Here is a 15,296-nt window from a genome sequence, read left to right as displayed (position 1 = left end):
GTGAGAGTGTGGGCCACCATGACGGCACTACGCCGTGTCACGCGATCTTGAGTTTGCGGGCCAGTCGTTCCGGTTTCGGCCACCGGACCTGGGACGCCCAGCCGAGTTTCTCGAACGCCCAGATGACGCGGGCGGAAATATCGAGCTGTCCGCGTCGCACCCCGTGGCGGGCGCCGGTGGGGTCGGCGTGGTGGGAGTTATGCCAGGACTCTCCGAAGGACAGGATCGCCAGCGGCCAGAAGTTCGCCGACTTGTCCCGCGCCTCGAACGGCCGGTGACCGATCATGTGGCAGAGCGAGTTGACCGACCAGGTCACGTGGTGCAGTGCGGCGACCCGGACCAGTCCGGCCCAGAAGAACCCGGTCAGCGCCCCCCACCACGACATCGTGATCAGACCGCCCAGCAGCGCCGGCATGAGCAGCGTCACCACCGTGAGCACGGGGAACAGGCGGTCGACCATCGCGATGTCGCGGTCGGCGAGCAGATCGGGGGCGAACCGGCGGGGGTTGGTCTTGTCCCGGTCGAACAACCAGCCCATGTGCGCGTGCCAGAATCCCTTGGCCAGCGCCGCAGGGGTGGTGCCGAAACGCCACGGCGAATGCGGGTCGCCGTCGCGGTCGGCGAAGGCGTGATGGCGGCGGTGGTCGGCGACCCAACTGATGACCGGGCCCTGCATCGCCATGCTGCCCGCAACCGCGAGCGCGACCCGCAGGCCACGGCCCGCCTTGAAAGCACTGTGGGTGAAGTACCGGTGGAACCCGATCGTCACGCCGAGCCCGGACAGGCAGTAGAAGAACACGGCGAGGCCGACGTCGAGCCAGCTCAACCCCCATCCCCACGCGAGGGGGACGGCGGCTAGGAGAGCGAGCAGGGGCACCACGGCGAACAGCTTGACCAGGAACGTTTCCGTGCCCGACTTGCGCCCTTCGAGAACGGGTTCCGGTGTGCGAGACGGCTGAGATCGGGGAGCCGGGCGTGGAAGCGTCGGCTGGAGTGTGTCGGCCACAAGTTTACCTCCGGTAACTCGGCTGTGCTGCGGATGCCGCCGGGGGCTGGGGCGATCGGGTACGGACAACGTCTGGTCGACGGCCGGGTGAGAACCCTCTGCCACGAGTGATACCCACGTCGCAGAGGGAGCATGCGCTGTGTGGCGGAGGTCCGACAGCGAGACCGTGACGATCAGGCCGGGCGTACAGCGCTGGCCTGGAGGCCCTTGGTGCCCAGAGTCAGCTCGAACTCGACCTGCTGGTTCTCGTCGAGGCTGCGGAAGCCGCCGCCGTCGATCTCGGAGTAGTGCACGAACACGTCCGGGCCGTCCTCGCGGGCGATGAACCCGAATCCTTTTTCGGCGTTGAACCATTTTACGGTGCCGTGAGTCATGGGCGAATGTCCTAACTGGAGGTTGGAGAGATGGAGGCGGGCAGGTGCCTGGGCCTCGTCGGCCGTACTGTCAGACGGCTACTTCTCCACCTTGTCCTGCAAGGAAAAGAACCAGCGCCCGCATCGTTCTTCGCGGGGCGTGTCACACACAAAAATCTACGACCACCACTTACAACCGCCGCGGCACCAGGATTGTTCCATCGACGGCCCCTGGTGTGCAGGGTCACCCGCCCAGTGCTCCGGCCGGTGAGCTGCGCGCGGGCGTGCTGGAGGACGGGGTGGTGCGGCGTCCGGAACCCTGCAGGGCGGTCCGGCATCGCGGTTGCTGTGCAACGCATATCTGCGGGGTTGGACCGGGCGTGGGAGGTGGGCGAGCACAGTGTGCTGGTGCGCTATTGCGATGATCTGGTGGTGACGTGCCAGCTCTCCTGCTCGATACCGACGGCGCATTCGAGGTGCGGGTCGAGGACGGCGCGCAACGGCTGGGCACGACCGGATGGCCGAACCGGTGCCGCGCCTGCTCGGCATCCGGGGAGGCCAGCCGGGTGCGAACCTCTGGCGCCCGGCCGTCTCGGAGACTGTCGGGAATTTCCGGGCTTCGGAGGTGCGTCTCGTGAGCCTGCTCGTCCTGGCCGAGCATGCAGAGCGCTTTTGCTCGGCTGATCAGTGTTTCGGCGATGCACTAGTGTTGCCAAGGCTGGCTGCGGGTTGTACTTCGACGTCGACAACGGCGCACTACACCCCGCCATGACCGGAATTACGTGCGATCGCATTTCCGCGCCGCGCCGCGCCGCCGCGGCAGCCGTTTACCTCGTGTCGGTGCGACGCACCGACAGAACCGCCCTCTGCGCGGCGGTGGTGGCGGACCGTGCACCGGCCCATTCGCCAGAACCGGCCCCGGCACGCCGTGGCACCACGTCACCGCCAGCTCACGAGGTCATGTCGTCGCCCCGGCCGGTGCTTCTGGATCGGCGGATCCTCGTCCGCCGTGCCGCGGGACGCCAGTCAGGGGTCGATCAACTGGATGACGCCGTCCGCGGTGCCGGTGACGAACACCCGTCCGGTGTCCGGCTCCACTGCCACCGTGTTCGGCTGGCGCACCGTTGGCAGCCGGGCGATCTCCTTCGGCGTGCCGGCCGGCAGGTCGAGTCCGACGACTTCGTTGATGGCGGTCAGCGTCACCCACATACGATCTCGTACGGCGTCGTAGGTGATCCCGTACGGCGTTCCCGGAAGTGGCAGCTTGGCGATCTGCTCGAGCCGCGGGGAAAGCGCGAAGATCACGATGGCGTTCCCGCGGGTGTCGGCGACGGCCAGGCGGCCGCGTTTGTCGGCGAGCACATGGGTGGGCCCGGCGCCGGCAGGCACTCGCCCGATCTGCCGGACGGTGGCCGCGTCGTAGATTGTCAGGTCGTTTCGCCGGACGTCGACGAGGCCGACGGTATCGCCCACCGCGGCGAGCCCGGCCGGTTGGGCGACATCGGCGAAGGTGTGCACGACCCGGCCGTCACGGACCACGACGACGCTCTTGCCGAGTTCGTTCGCCACGAAGTACGACCCGTTGGCGGCACGCGTCGCGTCATGCGGCACCACGCCGGTCGGGATCGTCGAGGTCACCTCGCCGCTGGACAGGGCGACGGTCAGGAAAGAATTGGACGTTTCGTCGGGTACCAGCACCGGGCCGCCGGGGCCCGCGAGTTGCAGGTGCCGCAGCGAGCCCGGCAACGGGACCCGCTTGCCGACGGTTCCCGTCCGCGCGTCGACGAGCGCGAGCGCGTTGGGCCTCCGGACTCCGACAGCGACCGTGCGGGTGGCGCCGTCGGCGACGATGCCTTCGGGAGCCGCTCCGACCGGCACCACGCGCCCTGCCGGTGGCCGTGCCAGCGCGGGCGCCGCCGCGGGTTCCGCCGGAGGAGGGAGTTCCGCGGGCTTGTCCGCGACCGGGCCGGAGCAGCCCGCGACGAGGACGCCGGCCAGCCACAAGTGCACCCATCGCATCCCAGCTTCGCTCCGTCCCGGCGCGACCGGCCCCGTCCTCGCCGGGGTTACCCGGCCGCCCACACTGGAAACCTCTTGGGTAACAGAACTAGCCCCGTTCGCCCGACGGCCCTTGAGGTGATGGGTTGGGACGGCTGCGACTGCCAGCCTCCGCCCACGAACTGATGCTGGTTCTCTTGTGCGCCGCCGGCCTGTTCTTCGCCGCCTTCTTCCCCGGCATTCTCGAACAAGGCGGCACCGCCTTCGTCGCGGCCACCGGACAGAACGAAGACCCCTGCCTCGCGCGGTGGCCCTTGATGACCGCAGGTCTGTTCACCGTTAGCACCAACGTTTATGTCTGCCGGACGGTCCATCGCGCCATCGCGGTCCGGAAACACAACCGCGGGAATCGGCCAAGCGAGAGAGAAGCGTAATTGCTTCGTTGCCCGGGTACCCGGTATTCCGAGAGGCCGCGGGAGGAAAGGTGTCAGGAGTCATCGATCTGGATCTGGATGTCATTCTGCCTTGCCGGAACGAGGCGAGCACGCTTCCTGGCGTGCTCGCGGCGCTTCCTCCGGGCTGCCATCCCCTCGTCGTGGACAACGGCTCGACCGACGAGACCGCGGCGGTCGCCCGGGCGCACGGCGCATTTGTCGTGCACGAACCGAAACCCGGCTACGGGGCCGCTGTGCACACTGGACTGGTCAACGCCCGGCGGACCTTCGCCGGAGTGCTCGACGCTGACGGGTCGCTGGATCCTGCTCTGCTGCCGATGCTGCTCGGCCCGGTCGCCCGAGGCGAGGCCGACCTCGCGGTGGGACGGCGGCGGCCGGTGCGCAGCGGGGTTCAGCCGTGGCACGCGCGCGCCGCCAATTCGGGAGTCGCCTGGCTGCTGCGCAGGCGGGGTGCGGCGGTGCACGATATCGCCGCGATCCGGGTCGCGCGCCGGGACGCCCTGCTCCGCCTCGAAGTGGGCGACCGGGGCTTCGGATATCCGCTCGAACTGCTGCTGCGAGCAGCCGAGGCGGATTGGCGCATCGTCGAGTTCGACGTGCCCTACCGGGCGCGCGCCGGCGGACGCTCCAAAGTGTCGGGCTCCGTGCGGGGAACGGTGCGGGCGGCTTTCGACATGACGGCAGTGCTGGCTCGCCGATGACCCCGACGACGATCCTCATCCTCGCCAAAGCGCCCTTGCCGGGCCGGGTGAAGACACGGCTGTGCCCGCCTGCCACCGCCGAACAGGCCGCGCACATCGCGGCGGCCGCCCTGCTGGAAACAGTGCGCGCCGTGCGCGGCGTGTCCGGAGCGCACGCGGTGGTCGCACTCGAAGGAGATCTCGAAACCGGGATGTCGGCCGTGGAGCTGTGCGCCGTGATGGAAGACATTCCTGTTTTGCCGCAACGTGGATCGTCGCTTGGCGAGCGGATCGCCGCCGCGCACGCGGACGCCGCCGCGCTGGCGCCCGGCCGCCCGGTCCTGCAGGTCGGAATGGACACACCGCAAGTGAGCGCCGAGCTTCTCGAGCAGTGCCGCGACCGGCTGCTCGGAACTTCGGCCGAGGCTGTGCTCGGGCCGGCCGACGACGGCGGCTGGTGGCTGCTGGGGCTGCGCGATCCACTCGAGGCTGGGATCGTCAGCGGCGTGACCACGTCCCGCTCCGACACCGGTTTCCGCACCAGACAGGCCTTGATCGACCACGGCCTGCGCGTCGCCATGGCGCCCGGGCTGCGGGATGTCGACACCATGGCCGACGCGCGGGCGGTGGCGGAGACCATGCCTGGCACGGCGTTCGCCGCGGCGGTGGGCACGGTCGGATGAAGGAAAGCGGAATCAGGCACAAGCCGGACGCGGCGCCTCCTCGATCGTCGTCGTCAGGACACCGGGCCGACCTGATCAGTGTCGCGCTGGCCCTGGGGCTGGTCTTCGCGGCCGCCGCTGTCGGGTTGTACTACAACCAACCGGGTTCCGGCGTCGTCATCTACGCGTACGCGCCGCCGATCTTCGGCGACTGGCTGCCGCATGTCGGCCCCGGCTCCCTCTTCGCGGTCCTGACAGCGGTGCTGGTCGGGCTGTGGGGGCCGGCCGTCGCCGCACGGATGGCATGGCGTCCGCTGCTCGCCCTCGGCTATGTCCTGTCGCTGGGCTGGACGATGGCGCTGGTCATGGTCGACGGCTGGACCCGGGGATTCACCTCTCGGCTGACCTCCGACAACGAGTATCTGCACGAGGTGCCCAACATTCCCGACATCCCGGAGATGCTGCGCTCGTTCTCCGGACGCATCCTCGAAGGCACTCCGCATTACTGGACCACCCACGTCAGCGGGCACCCGCCCGGCGCGACGCTCGTGTTCGTCTGGCTGGACCGGATCGGGCTCGGCGGCGGAGCGTGGGCGGCGACTGCCTGTGTCCTCGTCGGCTGCCTGAGCGCGGTCGCGGTTCCCGCGACCTTGTCGTTGTTCGGACGCGGCGACGCGGCCCGCGCCGCGTTGCCGTTCGCGGTGCTCACGCCCGGCGTGATCTGGATAGGCGCCTCCGCCGACGGGCTGTTCGCCGGGGTGACCGCCACCGGCATCGCCTTTCTCGCGCTCGCCTCGGCTGTGTTCGCGCGAAGCTGCGTTCGCGCGGCGTTCGCCTCCTGCGCCGGCGGCCTGCTGCTCGGCTTCGGCGTCTTCCTCTCCTACGGCTTGGTTCTGTTCGGCTTCCTCGCCGTCGCCGCACTGATTCTCGGCAAACGATGGCAGATCGCCGCGATGGCGATCACCACCGCCCTGCTCGTGGTCGCGGTCTTCGCACTGGCCGGGTTCTGGTGGCTCGACGGCTACGAACTGGTGGTTCAGCGCTACTACCAGGGCATCGCGAACCTGAGGCCGTACTCCTACTGGGTATGGGCCGACATCGCGGCCTTCCTGATCGCGTGCGGTCCCGCCGTCGTCGCCGGAACCCGTCGCACGGTGGCGAAGGGGATCCTGACGGTCCCGAAACGCTCCTTGCTCGAGGATCCCGTTTTCCTGCTGGTGACTGCCGCCCTCCTGGCGGTGATCTGCTCGGACGCGTCCGGCCTGTCCAAAGCCGAGGTCGAGCGCATCTGGCTGCCCTTCGGGACCTGGCTGATCGCGGGGACGGCGTTGCTGCCGCCCGGTTCCCGGCGATGGTGGCTGGCCGCACAAGCGGTCACGGCGCTGGTGGTCAATCATCTCGTGCTCACCAATTGGTGAGCTGACCGGAAACCGAGCGTCGACGCCGATGGGCCAGGATGGGTGGAACGCGGTACAGTGGGATCGACCCGCGCCGGAGTGCCTAGATCCTGCCCTCACGACGATCCCCTTCCGTGAGTATGCCGACGGGCTGCCTCACAGGTCCGCGCCGAGCAGGCGCGGCTTCGGGCGTGTTTGCGGTCGGCCAGGTCAGGAGCTGATCGTGACATTGCTTGGACAGCCCCGACACCCCAATCAGAACTGCGCGCTGGTGCGGCTCACGCTCGCACCGGTGCCGCCGGGTAAGCCCCAGACATCATCGACGGACCCGCCGCCCGACCGCACCGGCGCCGGCCACGGACGACCAACGCACTTGACGGTGTCCGCGCAACGTTGTGAGCGGGTCCTGGTTCTGCAGGTGACAGGTGAGGTGGACGCTCTTACCGCGCCCCGCTTGCACCGGGCCCTCGACCAGGCGGCGGATGAGCGCTCGCGGCTTCTGGTGGTGGACTTGGCGGCCGTCGAGTTCCTGGGCTGTGCGGGACTGTCCGTACTGGTGGCAGCACATCGGCGCGCCGAGCAGAGCACCTGTCTGCGCGTAGTGACACACGAGGAACAGGGCTGTGAGGTAGGTGCCCCAGGCGTGGACATGCTGCTCCCGGTTCGCTGGTCCTTTCTCGTCGGGACTCGGGCAACATGCCGTATCGCGTGATCCAGTTGGGCGTGGCGCTAAACAAGATCGCAACCACGCGCACCCTTTCGCAGAGTCTCGTCGAGTGCGCGGTGACGTCGATTCGTGGTGGCAAACCGGCAGAGCGGGCGCGACGGTCAGCCGATGGCACCGGCACGGCCGATGCTTCGCCACCGCCTCGCCGACGGCGAACACCGCCGGTGCGGCACGGGTGCGGGCCGTAAGGTGTAGCTGGTCGCACCAGGGGCGAGCGGAGGTCTCATGGAAGCCCGGCGTCAGCGGTTGCAGGCGTTGCTGGCCGCCGATGGCGCCGCTCGGCCTGCCTCCGCGGTGAGCCTGGCGTGTGGCCGGTGCGTGCTGGAGTTGTCCGTGTCCGGGGCCGGGGCCACCGTCCTGAGCCATCTGCCCGGTGCCGTCGGCAACGGCGACGGGCATCCGAGTCGCGGCCTGGTGCACGCGACGAACGCAGTCAGCACAGGGCTGGAAGATCTGCAGCTCACCGTGGGCGAAGGTCCCTGTCTGGACGCCTTCGCGTCGGGCGCCCCGGTGTTGGTGGGGAACTTGGCGGCCGAGTCCGCGCGGTGGCCCGCGTTCACCCCCGCCGCCTGCGACCTGGGTGCGGCGGCGGTGTTCTCCTTCCCGTTGCAGGTCGGGGTGGTGCGGCTGGGCTCACTCGACCTGTATCGCGACACACCGGGTCCGCTGAGCAGGGTCGAGTTGACCGACGCGCTGATCTTGAGCGACCTGGCCGCCCAGGGCGTGGCGAGCGACCTCGACGGGAACACCACCGACGATGTGAGCTGGCTGGTCGACCCGCACGCGCAGGTGCATCAAGCCTCCGGGATGGTGCAGGCCCAGCTCGGCTCCACCACCGAGGTCGCGCTGATGCGGCTGCGGGGCTACGCCTTCAGCCACAACGTGGCATTGGCTGAGGTCGCCCGGCAGGTGGTGAACCGTTCCCTGCGCTTCACCGACGACAAGGACGGGCGATAATACTCCGTGAGGGAAGGTCGACGTGATGAGCAAAGCCCGGGATCAGCAGCTGGCGAGCACCTTCGTGTCGCTGGCCGACACCCTTGTTGCCGACTTCGACGTGCTGGACTTCCTCGGCCTACTCACCGAGCGGGCCGTGGAGCTGCTGGAAGTCGACGCGGCCGCAGTGATCCTGTCCGATCAGCGAGGCGGGTGGCGCCCGGCGGCGGGATCGTCCGAGCACGCACAACTGGTGGAGGTGTTCGCCGCGCAAACCGAGCAGGGCCCGTGCCTGGACTGCGTGCGCACCGGGGTACCGGTGGCCAGCGCTGACCTGGCCGACGAGCACGCACGCCCACGCTGGCCGCAGTTCGCGCCCGCCGCGGTCAGCGCGGGATTCCGCGCGGCGTGCGCGGTTCCGATGCGGCTGCGCGACGACGTCATCGGCGCGCTGACACTGCTCAACACCCATCCGACGGCTATCGGCGACGCCAGCGTCGCGCTCGGACAGGCGCTCGCCGATATCGCGACGATCGGGATCCTGCAGCAACGCGCCATCCGGCACGACGAGATCGTGTCCGAGCAGCTGCAGGCCGCGCTGCATCACCGCACCGTCGTCGAGCAGGCCAAAGGCGTCCTCGCCCAACTCGGCGACCTGGACATGCACCAGGCCTACCTCGCATTGCGCGGTTACGCCCGCGCGCACCATCGGCGGTTGTCCGAGGTCGCCCGCGATGTCGCCACCTCCGCCCTGGACCCGCACGACCTGCTCGCCGACGCGCCTCGAGCGTGAACCTCCGAAGGGACAGGAAGCCCCGCCATGTCACATGCCCCAGAGGAGCTGGAACCGGTTCTGCGTGATCGGGAACGGCGGGTGTCACGCACCTTCGTCAGCCTCGCCGACACTCTCGTGGCCGACTTCGACATCTCCGACTTCCTCAACACGCTCACCGAGCAGTGCATCGACCTGCTCGGAGTCTCGGCGGTCGGAGTGATCCTGCGCGACCCAGACGGTGGCCTGCACGTGGCGGCCACTTCCTCGCAGCGGGCCGAACTGCTGGAACTGTTCGCGGTGCAAACCGACGACGGTCCGTGCGTCGATTGTGTCACCAGCGGTGCGCCGGTGTCGTGCGCGGACCTGCGGGCCGAAGCCCACCGCTGGCCGCGGTTCACCGCCGCGGCCCATGAGTGCGGATTCCGCTCCGCGCAGGCACTGCCGATGCGGCTGCGCGAGGAAGTCATCGGGGTCGTGACGCTGCTGGGCACCGAACCCGGTGGCGCAGACCGTGACGATGTCGAACTGGCCCAGGCCCTCGCAGCCGTCGCCACCATCGGGATCCTGCAGCAGCGCACCATCGAACGTGGCGACCGCCTTGCCGGGCAACTGCAGATCGCATTGACCAGCCGCGTCGTGATCGAACAGGCCAAGGGCATGCTCGCCGAACACGGCGCGGTGTCCATGGACGAGGCCTTCGCGCAGCTGCGCGGCTACGCCCGTGCGCATCACCAGCGTCTGACCGACCTCGCGCGCGAGGTCGCCGAGGGCACCGCCGACCTCGCCGCGATCCTCATCCGCAGGTAGTCGTATGTAGCTGACAGCACCACCGTGGCGGGCCGCTGCAGGGGCCGGCCGTCAGACTCGTGTCCGGTGGACAGCGACAGCGAGGCACTCACGAAGGCTGGCTGCTTCCGCGGCCTGTCGCCATGTCGGAGCCGTAGTGGCCGGCTCGGGCCGCAGATCCTGCAGGGGGACAGCTTGCCCCCCTGCGCCAGCCGCCGGATTGGCGGCCGTGTCCACGTACCAGTGCGGGTCATTTCTTCCAGTGGTATCAAAGAAAAGTGGGGCATCGGGATCGCTCCCGATGCCCCGCCTTAGTGGATCTCCCGGGACCGTCAGACGGTGCGCGGGGTGTGCGCGACGGTGTTCCAGGCAGTACCGGCAGCGTCGCCGCCGTTGCCGGCGTTTCCGGAGTTCCCGCCATTGGTGGTGCTGATGTTCGCGGCGTCACCGGTCGAACCAGTGGCACCGGTGGTGCCGGAGTCGCCCGACGTCACTGTGGTGGCCGAACTCGTGACTCCATTGTGGTGGCGGCCGGACTGCTCGTGCCCGCGGGTCGACTGGACGGCGGTGTTGCCGCCGGTGGAGCCCGAGTTGCCCGAGTTGCCGGACGTGCCGGTCACGGCCTTGTTGCCGTTGGTGGCGTTTCCGGCGTCGCCGGAGTTGCCGCCGTTGCCGCCCGCGGCGATGCCGGTGACGCGGCCGAGGACGCCAGTGCGGCCGTCCTGGTTGTGACGGCGCCAGTTGTGGCCACCGTTGTTCACAGCGGACTGGGTTTGCCGTCATAGCCGGAGTCCAGGTGCATCACCGGTTTCTTCGGCAAGGCGCCCACTTGTTGTTTGACGGCGCGGATTGTGGGTTCCAGCAGTGGCGAGTCGTGCCGGTTGGCCCCTGCCGAGGCGATTCCCACGGGCACGCCGCCGCCCTCGGTGGCGACCGAGCGTTTCAGTCCGCCTTTGCGGCGGTCGACCGGCGACGGACCGGCTTTTTCCCCACCGCACGGGGCTTTCGTGATGCACCCGTCGGTCGCCAGGTCGTCCAGTTCCAGCCCGATGATCTTGTCGTAGGCGGCCAGAGCGATCTCGTGAAGCTTGGGCCCCAGGCCACGCTCGCCCGACTCGGCGAGGCGTCGACGGATGGTGCGATCAGAGCAGCCCGGGGCAGCGATGCGCTCATAGCCCGAGCCGTGAACCAGGGCCGCGACGATGTGCTCGAACACCACCCGGTCGGAGATCCGGCGACGGTGACAGCCCCAGGGATGGGCCGCGGAGAACTCCGGTCGGGATCCCAGCAGACCCTCCAGCTCGGCCCAGAGAGGATCGATGAGGCAAGATGGCAGCGCAGGCACGGGCCGTCCTTGTGATCACGTAGCGTCAGAAACTTCATGATCACCGACGCCCGTGCCTGCCTCGCGTCCGGGGCCCGACCATCCCGAACAACATCATTTGCCGGAGCCTCTTAGTTCAGTCAACAGGCAAGCGAATCCTGCTCGCTGGCTAACACCCGGGGCCGAGACGATCACGAAATATGGGCCAGAACCAGAACCAGATCACGATGCCACGGCCAGGGCGACTGCCCGCGCTCACCACCTCGATCTAGGGTGCCCGCTACGTCAGGAGCGCCTCGGCCATCTGTGACCGGGCGCTGTTTCCGGTGCACAAGAATAGCGCCCGGCCGCTCCCTGGGTGGCCCCTGAAATGGGAGAACCGGACCTGGTCGTGGCCGCCGGAGCACTGGGCATTCTCGTGCACTGCCTCACTGTGGAGAAAGGACGATCAATCCGGGCGCTGCGCTAACCTGTCGCCATGTCGACTGGGTGGTCCGGCGGGATGCTCATGCTGTTCGCGCGTTGATCCGGGTTGCTCTGGTGGCAGATTCAACTGTTGTTGAAGCGTGTGGTCATCCGGGGGAGCGCGCCAGCGGTCGATCACAGCGGGGAGTTCGCGCATGATGTGGGCGTAGAAGTCACGCATGTTCGCCAGCCTCCGCCCGGCGATGCTGTCTTCGCCCGCTGCTTGGATGCCCTTGTTAGCGGCCTCCTCCATCATCTGTACGACCGTGTTCTGGGTGGACATCAACCTGGCCCATCCCTCGTCGGGGACCCGGAAGTGCTCGCGGCGACTGCCCGGCGCCGGTACTCGTTCGATCAGGCCGACGCTGATGAGCGACTTGATGGCGGTCGACACTGAGCCGGGGCTGATCGCGAGTTGGCCGGCGATCTCACCTGCGGTGACGGTGTCCTGCTCGGCGAACAGGAACGCCGCGAGGACACGTGAGGTCATCCGCTGCAGGCCGTTCTGCGTCAGCATCAGCGCTAGTTGTTCGGCAGCGTCGGCGGTGTCGGACATGCCTCTCCCTCGATCGTCTTGCTGCGATCCTAACAGTTCGCAGTGTTTGCAGATTTCGAAACACTCAGTACAGTACACGCGTATGGAATCGGTCATCCAGCTCGACCAGCCCATCAAGACCTACGGCCGCCGTCGCAACCTTGCCAGGTTGTGTCTGGACGTCGCACGTGGGGAGATCTCCAACTACCTCGGCCCCAACTGCACAGGGAGAACGGCGTGCAGTGGGCCGATGCGGGAGTTCTGGCTGCGAGGACCGTGGTCTTGCTCGCTGCGGGTGTGTGGGCGTTCAACCGACGCGACCGCGCCCGACAACGGAGAAACGCACCGATGAAGGTCTTGATCATGACGCTGGGGACGCGGGGTGATGTCCAGCCCTTCGTGGCGCTGGCGCGGGGACTGCTGGCAGCGGGGCACGAGGTGGTCCTCACCGCGCCGCATCGGTTCGCCGGGTTCGTCACGAGCCACGGGGTGCCGTTCGCCGGAGTGGACGACGGTCCGATGCGGTTGATGGACGACCCGGCAGGCGCCGGTACGGTGATCGAGGGCGGGATACGCGCCCGGCTGCGGCAGGCACGGACCATGCCGGCGATGTTCACCCAGCTGCTGGAGGACTGCTGGGTCGTCGCCTCACGCGGCGCCGGTGCCGGTGCGGATCTGGTGGTGCACAACGGCCAGATCCTCGCCGGGCAGCATGTGGCCGAGGCGCTGGGGATCCCGGCGGTGCTGGCGCTGCCGATCCCGATGTACCTGCCGACGCGGGAGTTCCCCTGGCCAGGCGCGGGCTTCCCACAGTGGCTGCCTACATTCGCCAATCGCGCGACCTTCCTCGGCATGAAAGCCCCGGCGGCGATGTTCGGCCGGGTCGTCGACCGATGGCGTGAGCACACCTTGTGCCTGCCGCGCCGCCGCGGACGGCACGATCCCGCGCGCCGGCCCGACAACGGCCAGGGCGCGGTCCTGCACGCGTTCAGTCCCGCCGTACTGCCGCCACCGGCAGACTGGCCGGACTCGGTGCACACCACCGGCTACTGGGTCCTGCCACCCGCGCCCGAGCCGCTGCCGGACCGGGTCGAGGAGTTCCTCGCGGCGGGCGACCCGCCGGTGTTCGTCGGGTTCGGCTCGATGTCCGGCCGCGACCCCGCCCGTAGCACCGCTGTCGTGCTGGAGGCCGCCCGACGAGCCGGGACGCGCCTGGTGATGGCCACCGGGTGGGGTGGCCTGGCCGATAGTGCGGCAGGTGACGACGTTCTGGTGGTGAACGAGGTCGACTACCAGCGGTTGTTCCCGCGGGTGGCTGCCGTGGTTCACCACGGCGGCGCGGGCACATCCGGCGTGGCGTTCGCCGCCGGCCGTCCGCAGGTGGTGTGCTCCTTCGTTGGCGACCAGCCGTTCTGGGCTCGGCTGGCGCATCGTCGGGGCGTGGCGCCCGAGCCGCTACCGCAGCGCCATCTCACACCGTCCGGTCTCGCCGCGGCCATCACCACTGCCATCACCGATCCGGACCTGGCGCGGACCGCCGAGCAGTTGGGCCGAGATGTCCACGCGGAGGACGGAGTCGGCGATGCGGTGACCGCCCTTGAGGGCGTCGCGTTGGCACAGCGCCCAACCTGACAGTGGGTCCGGTTTTGCACGTCGCCCCAGGTCCTTCCGGTCGTTTCTGCTGAGTAAGCTCGCTCCTTGGTGTGCCGGGAAGTCTGGTCGGCGACGTCTTCACCCCTGCCCCAGAAAGGCCACCGTGGGTTCTTCGCACGTCACCGCTACTGCGACCCGCTGGTCGCACCTGATGCACAGCCGGCCGGTGCTGCTGTTCGCGTTCGCCTTTGCGGTGATGGCCGACCCGGTGTCCTCGGTGGCCTATGCGATCGAGGCGGCGCTGCGCGCCTTGCGCGGGGATCTGGCGTTGCTGTTGCCCACGATGGGCCTGGTGGTGGCGATCGTGGTGCTGGTCATCGTCAATTACCACCAGTTGGTGGCCCGCTACCCGCAGGGGGGAGGTGCGGCGGCGGCCACCGGTGAGGCGTTCGGAGAAGGCGCGGCGTTCGTGCCGATCGGGGCGCTGATCGTGGACTTCGTGCTCACCATCGCGATCAGCTCCGCCGCCGGTGCCTCGGCGATCATCGCGTTCCTGCCCGCCCTGGCCCCCTGGCGGGTGCTGATCGCGCTGCTGCTGGTGGCCGGGGTCGCGGCCGGGACGTGGTTCGGGCACCTGGGGCGCGCGGTGTTCGCGGTCATGACGGTGGCGTTCATCGCGCTCGCGGTGACCGTGCTGATGTTCGGGTTCTTCGCCGATCCGCACCCGGTCGGCGAGACGAGCACCGATCCAGGACACTCACCACTGCTGGCAGTTGCGCTGGCGTTCCCGGTAGCGATGGCGCTGGCCACCGGAATCGAGGCACCGTCCTCGGCGATCGCGCAACTCGGCCAGCTGGACGATCCCGGCAGGCGCCGGTTCGGGCGGATCACGCTGTGGCTGACCCTGGGCGTGGTCGGCACCATCACCCTCGGGCTGACCGCCCAAGCGGTGCGACTGGGGGTCGGTGTCCCGCACGCCGACACCACCCAGATCGCCGAACTCGCCCGGATCGCCGCACCGGCCCCGGTGTTCGCCACGTTCCAGGGAATGACCGCGTTGCTGCTGCTGTCGGCCGCGAGTTCCTCGTTCCAGGCCGGGCCCGGCCTGCTCAAAGCCCTCGCACGCCGCCACAGCTCGAACGGCGCCGGCGCCGGCGCCGGCATCCTGCCCGGCTGGCTCGGGCGCACCAACTCCCACCACACGCCGTACTGGGGCGTGGTCGTTTTCGCCGCGGCGTCGGCGGCGGTGACTGCCGCCGCGGGTGGCCGGGATCAGGAGCTGGTGTTGTTCTACGCCGCGTCGGTGTTCGTCAGCTTCCTGGCCGGGCTGGTCGCGATGTCCCGCTTCTCGCTTCGCGAGCGGCGCTGGGTGTTCCTGGTGGTCAACCTCGTCGGTGCACTGGCCGTCGGGTTCACCCTCGCGGTCAACCTCACCCGCGGTGACCCGGTTATCTCGATCGCCGCCGCGCTGCTCATCGCGTTCGGCATGTACCGGTTGTGGGTGCGATCCGGCCGGCCCCGCGGAATCCGCAACCTCGCCGCCGAGGCCGAACACCACGACTGACACCGAACCCCGGCGCGCGCTACCTGCACCGTGCGGGCAC

General features: G+C 69.1%; 15 protein-coding genes and 1 pseudogene. 10 read left to right on the top strand and 6 right to left on the bottom strand.

Annotated elements, in window-relative coordinates; genetic code table 11:
- Nucleotides 1-37 precede the first annotated feature (37 nt).
- The 3 genes from OO71_RS03215 to OO71_RS03205 all read right to left on the bottom strand — a co-directional run bounded on the left by OO71_RS03215 (nt 38) and on the right by OO71_RS03205 (nt 3,378).
- Nucleotides 38-889, bottom strand: a complete 852-nt coding sequence (locus OO71_RS03215; RefSeq protein WP_425388650.1) for an acyl-CoA desaturase — start codon at nt 887-889, stop codon at nt 38-40.
- A 290-nt stretch (nt 890-1,179) separates the two neighbouring features.
- The gene (locus OO71_RS03210) at nt 1,180-1,380 is read right to left on the bottom strand and encodes a cold-shock protein (protein WP_033288100.1); all 201 of its coding nucleotides are present in this window, start codon (nt 1,378-1,380) and stop codon (nt 1,180-1,182) included.
- 1,005 nt (nt 1,381-2,385) lie between these two features.
- Nucleotides 2,386-3,378: an NHL repeat-containing protein gene (locus OO71_RS03205; protein ID WP_033288099.1), complete on the bottom strand. Its 993-nt coding sequence runs from the start codon at nt 3,376-3,378 to the stop codon at nt 2,386-2,388.
- A gap of 125 nt (nt 3,379-3,503) precedes the next feature.
- Here OO71_RS03205 and OO71_RS03200 point away from each other — a divergent pair, with 125 nt between their 5' ends.
- From OO71_RS03200 to OO71_RS03165, 8 genes are all read left to right on the top strand, one after another.
- Complete coding sequence (locus OO71_RS03200) at nt 3,504-3,791, top strand: hypothetical protein (protein WP_156096138.1); 288 nt, start codon at nt 3,504-3,506, stop codon at nt 3,789-3,791.
- 74 nt (nt 3,792-3,865) lie between these two features.
- Nucleotides 3,866-4,513 carry a glycosyltransferase family 2 protein gene (locus OO71_RS03195; RefSeq protein ID WP_245633565.1) on the top strand — a complete coding sequence of 216 codons (648 nt, stop codon included), beginning with the start codon at nt 3,866-3,868 and terminating at the stop codon, nt 4,511-4,513.
- Nucleotides 4,510-5,175: a TIGR04282 family arsenosugar biosynthesis glycosyltransferase gene (locus tag OO71_RS03190; protein WP_033288098.1), complete on the top strand. Its 666-nt coding sequence runs from the start codon at nt 4,510-4,512 to the stop codon at nt 5,173-5,175. Before OO71_RS03195 ends, OO71_RS03190 begins: the two co-directional genes overlap by 4 nt.
- Nucleotides 5,172-6,572: a membrane protein gene (locus tag OO71_RS03185; RefSeq protein WP_033288097.1), complete on the top strand. Its 1,401-nt coding sequence runs from the start codon at nt 5,172-5,174 to the stop codon at nt 6,570-6,572. The genes OO71_RS03190 and OO71_RS03185 overlap by 4 nt, the downstream gene beginning before the upstream one ends.
- A gap of 28 nt (nt 6,573-6,600) precedes the next feature.
- A complete protein-coding gene (locus OO71_RS53205) occupies nt 6,601-7,263 on the top strand; it encodes an STAS domain-containing protein (protein ID WP_084144671.1) in 663 nt (220 codons plus the stop codon).
- A 240-nt stretch (nt 7,264-7,503) separates the two neighbouring features.
- Nucleotides 7,504-8,235, top strand: coding sequence for a GAF and ANTAR domain-containing protein (locus tag OO71_RS03175; protein WP_033288096.1), 732 nt, complete (start codon nt 7,504-7,506; stop codon nt 8,233-8,235).
- A gap of 25 nt (nt 8,236-8,260) precedes the next feature.
- On the top strand, nt 8,261-9,007 hold the full coding sequence (locus OO71_RS03170) for a GAF and ANTAR domain-containing protein (RefSeq protein WP_033288095.1): 747 nt from the start codon (nt 8,261-8,263) through the stop codon (nt 9,005-9,007).
- Nucleotides 9,008-9,034: 27 nt separating this feature from the next.
- Entirely contained in the window at nt 9,035-9,796 is a 762-nt protein-coding gene (locus OO71_RS03165; protein ID WP_051790959.1) for a GAF and ANTAR domain-containing protein, read from the top strand.
- 311 nt (nt 9,797-10,107) lie between these two features.
- Here the strand turns inward: OO71_RS03165 and OO71_RS03160 are convergent, their stop codons facing one another.
- From OO71_RS03160 to OO71_RS03150, 3 genes and pseudogenes are all read right to left on the bottom strand, one after another.
- The gene (locus OO71_RS03160) at nt 10,108-10,536 is read right to left on the bottom strand and encodes a hypothetical protein (protein WP_033288094.1); all 429 of its coding nucleotides are present in this window, start codon (nt 10,534-10,536) and stop codon (nt 10,108-10,110) included.
- A gap of 17 nt (nt 10,537-10,553) precedes the next feature.
- A pseudogene (locus tag OO71_RS03155) lies at nt 10,554-11,120 on the bottom strand (IS5/IS1182 family transposase); the annotation flags it as partial.
- Between the two features lie 427 nt (nt 11,121-11,547).
- A complete protein-coding gene (locus OO71_RS03150; RefSeq protein ID WP_084144670.1) occupies nt 11,548-12,120 on the bottom strand; it encodes a GbsR/MarR family transcriptional regulator in 573 nt (190 codons plus the stop codon).
- A gap of 327 nt (nt 12,121-12,447) precedes the next feature.
- Between OO71_RS03150 and OO71_RS03145 the strand changes: the two genes are divergently transcribed.
- Complete coding sequence (locus tag OO71_RS03145) at nt 12,448-13,731, top strand: glycosyltransferase (RefSeq protein WP_033288093.1); 1,284 nt, start codon at nt 12,448-12,450, stop codon at nt 13,729-13,731.
- A 124-nt stretch (nt 13,732-13,855) separates the two neighbouring features.
- Nucleotides 13,856-15,256, top strand: coding sequence for an APC family permease (locus OO71_RS03140; protein WP_245633554.1), 1,401 nt, complete (start codon nt 13,856-13,858; stop codon nt 15,254-15,256).
- Nucleotides 15,257-15,296: the final 40 nt, after the last annotated feature.

This window comes from Amycolatopsis jejuensis (assembly GCF_000717335.1).
Lineage (GTDB): Bacteria > Actinomycetota > Actinomycetes > Mycobacteriales > Pseudonocardiaceae > Amycolatopsis > Amycolatopsis jejuensis.
The sequence above is the reverse complement of the archived record's forward strand: the minus strand, read 5'-3'. Positions and strand labels throughout refer to the sequence as shown.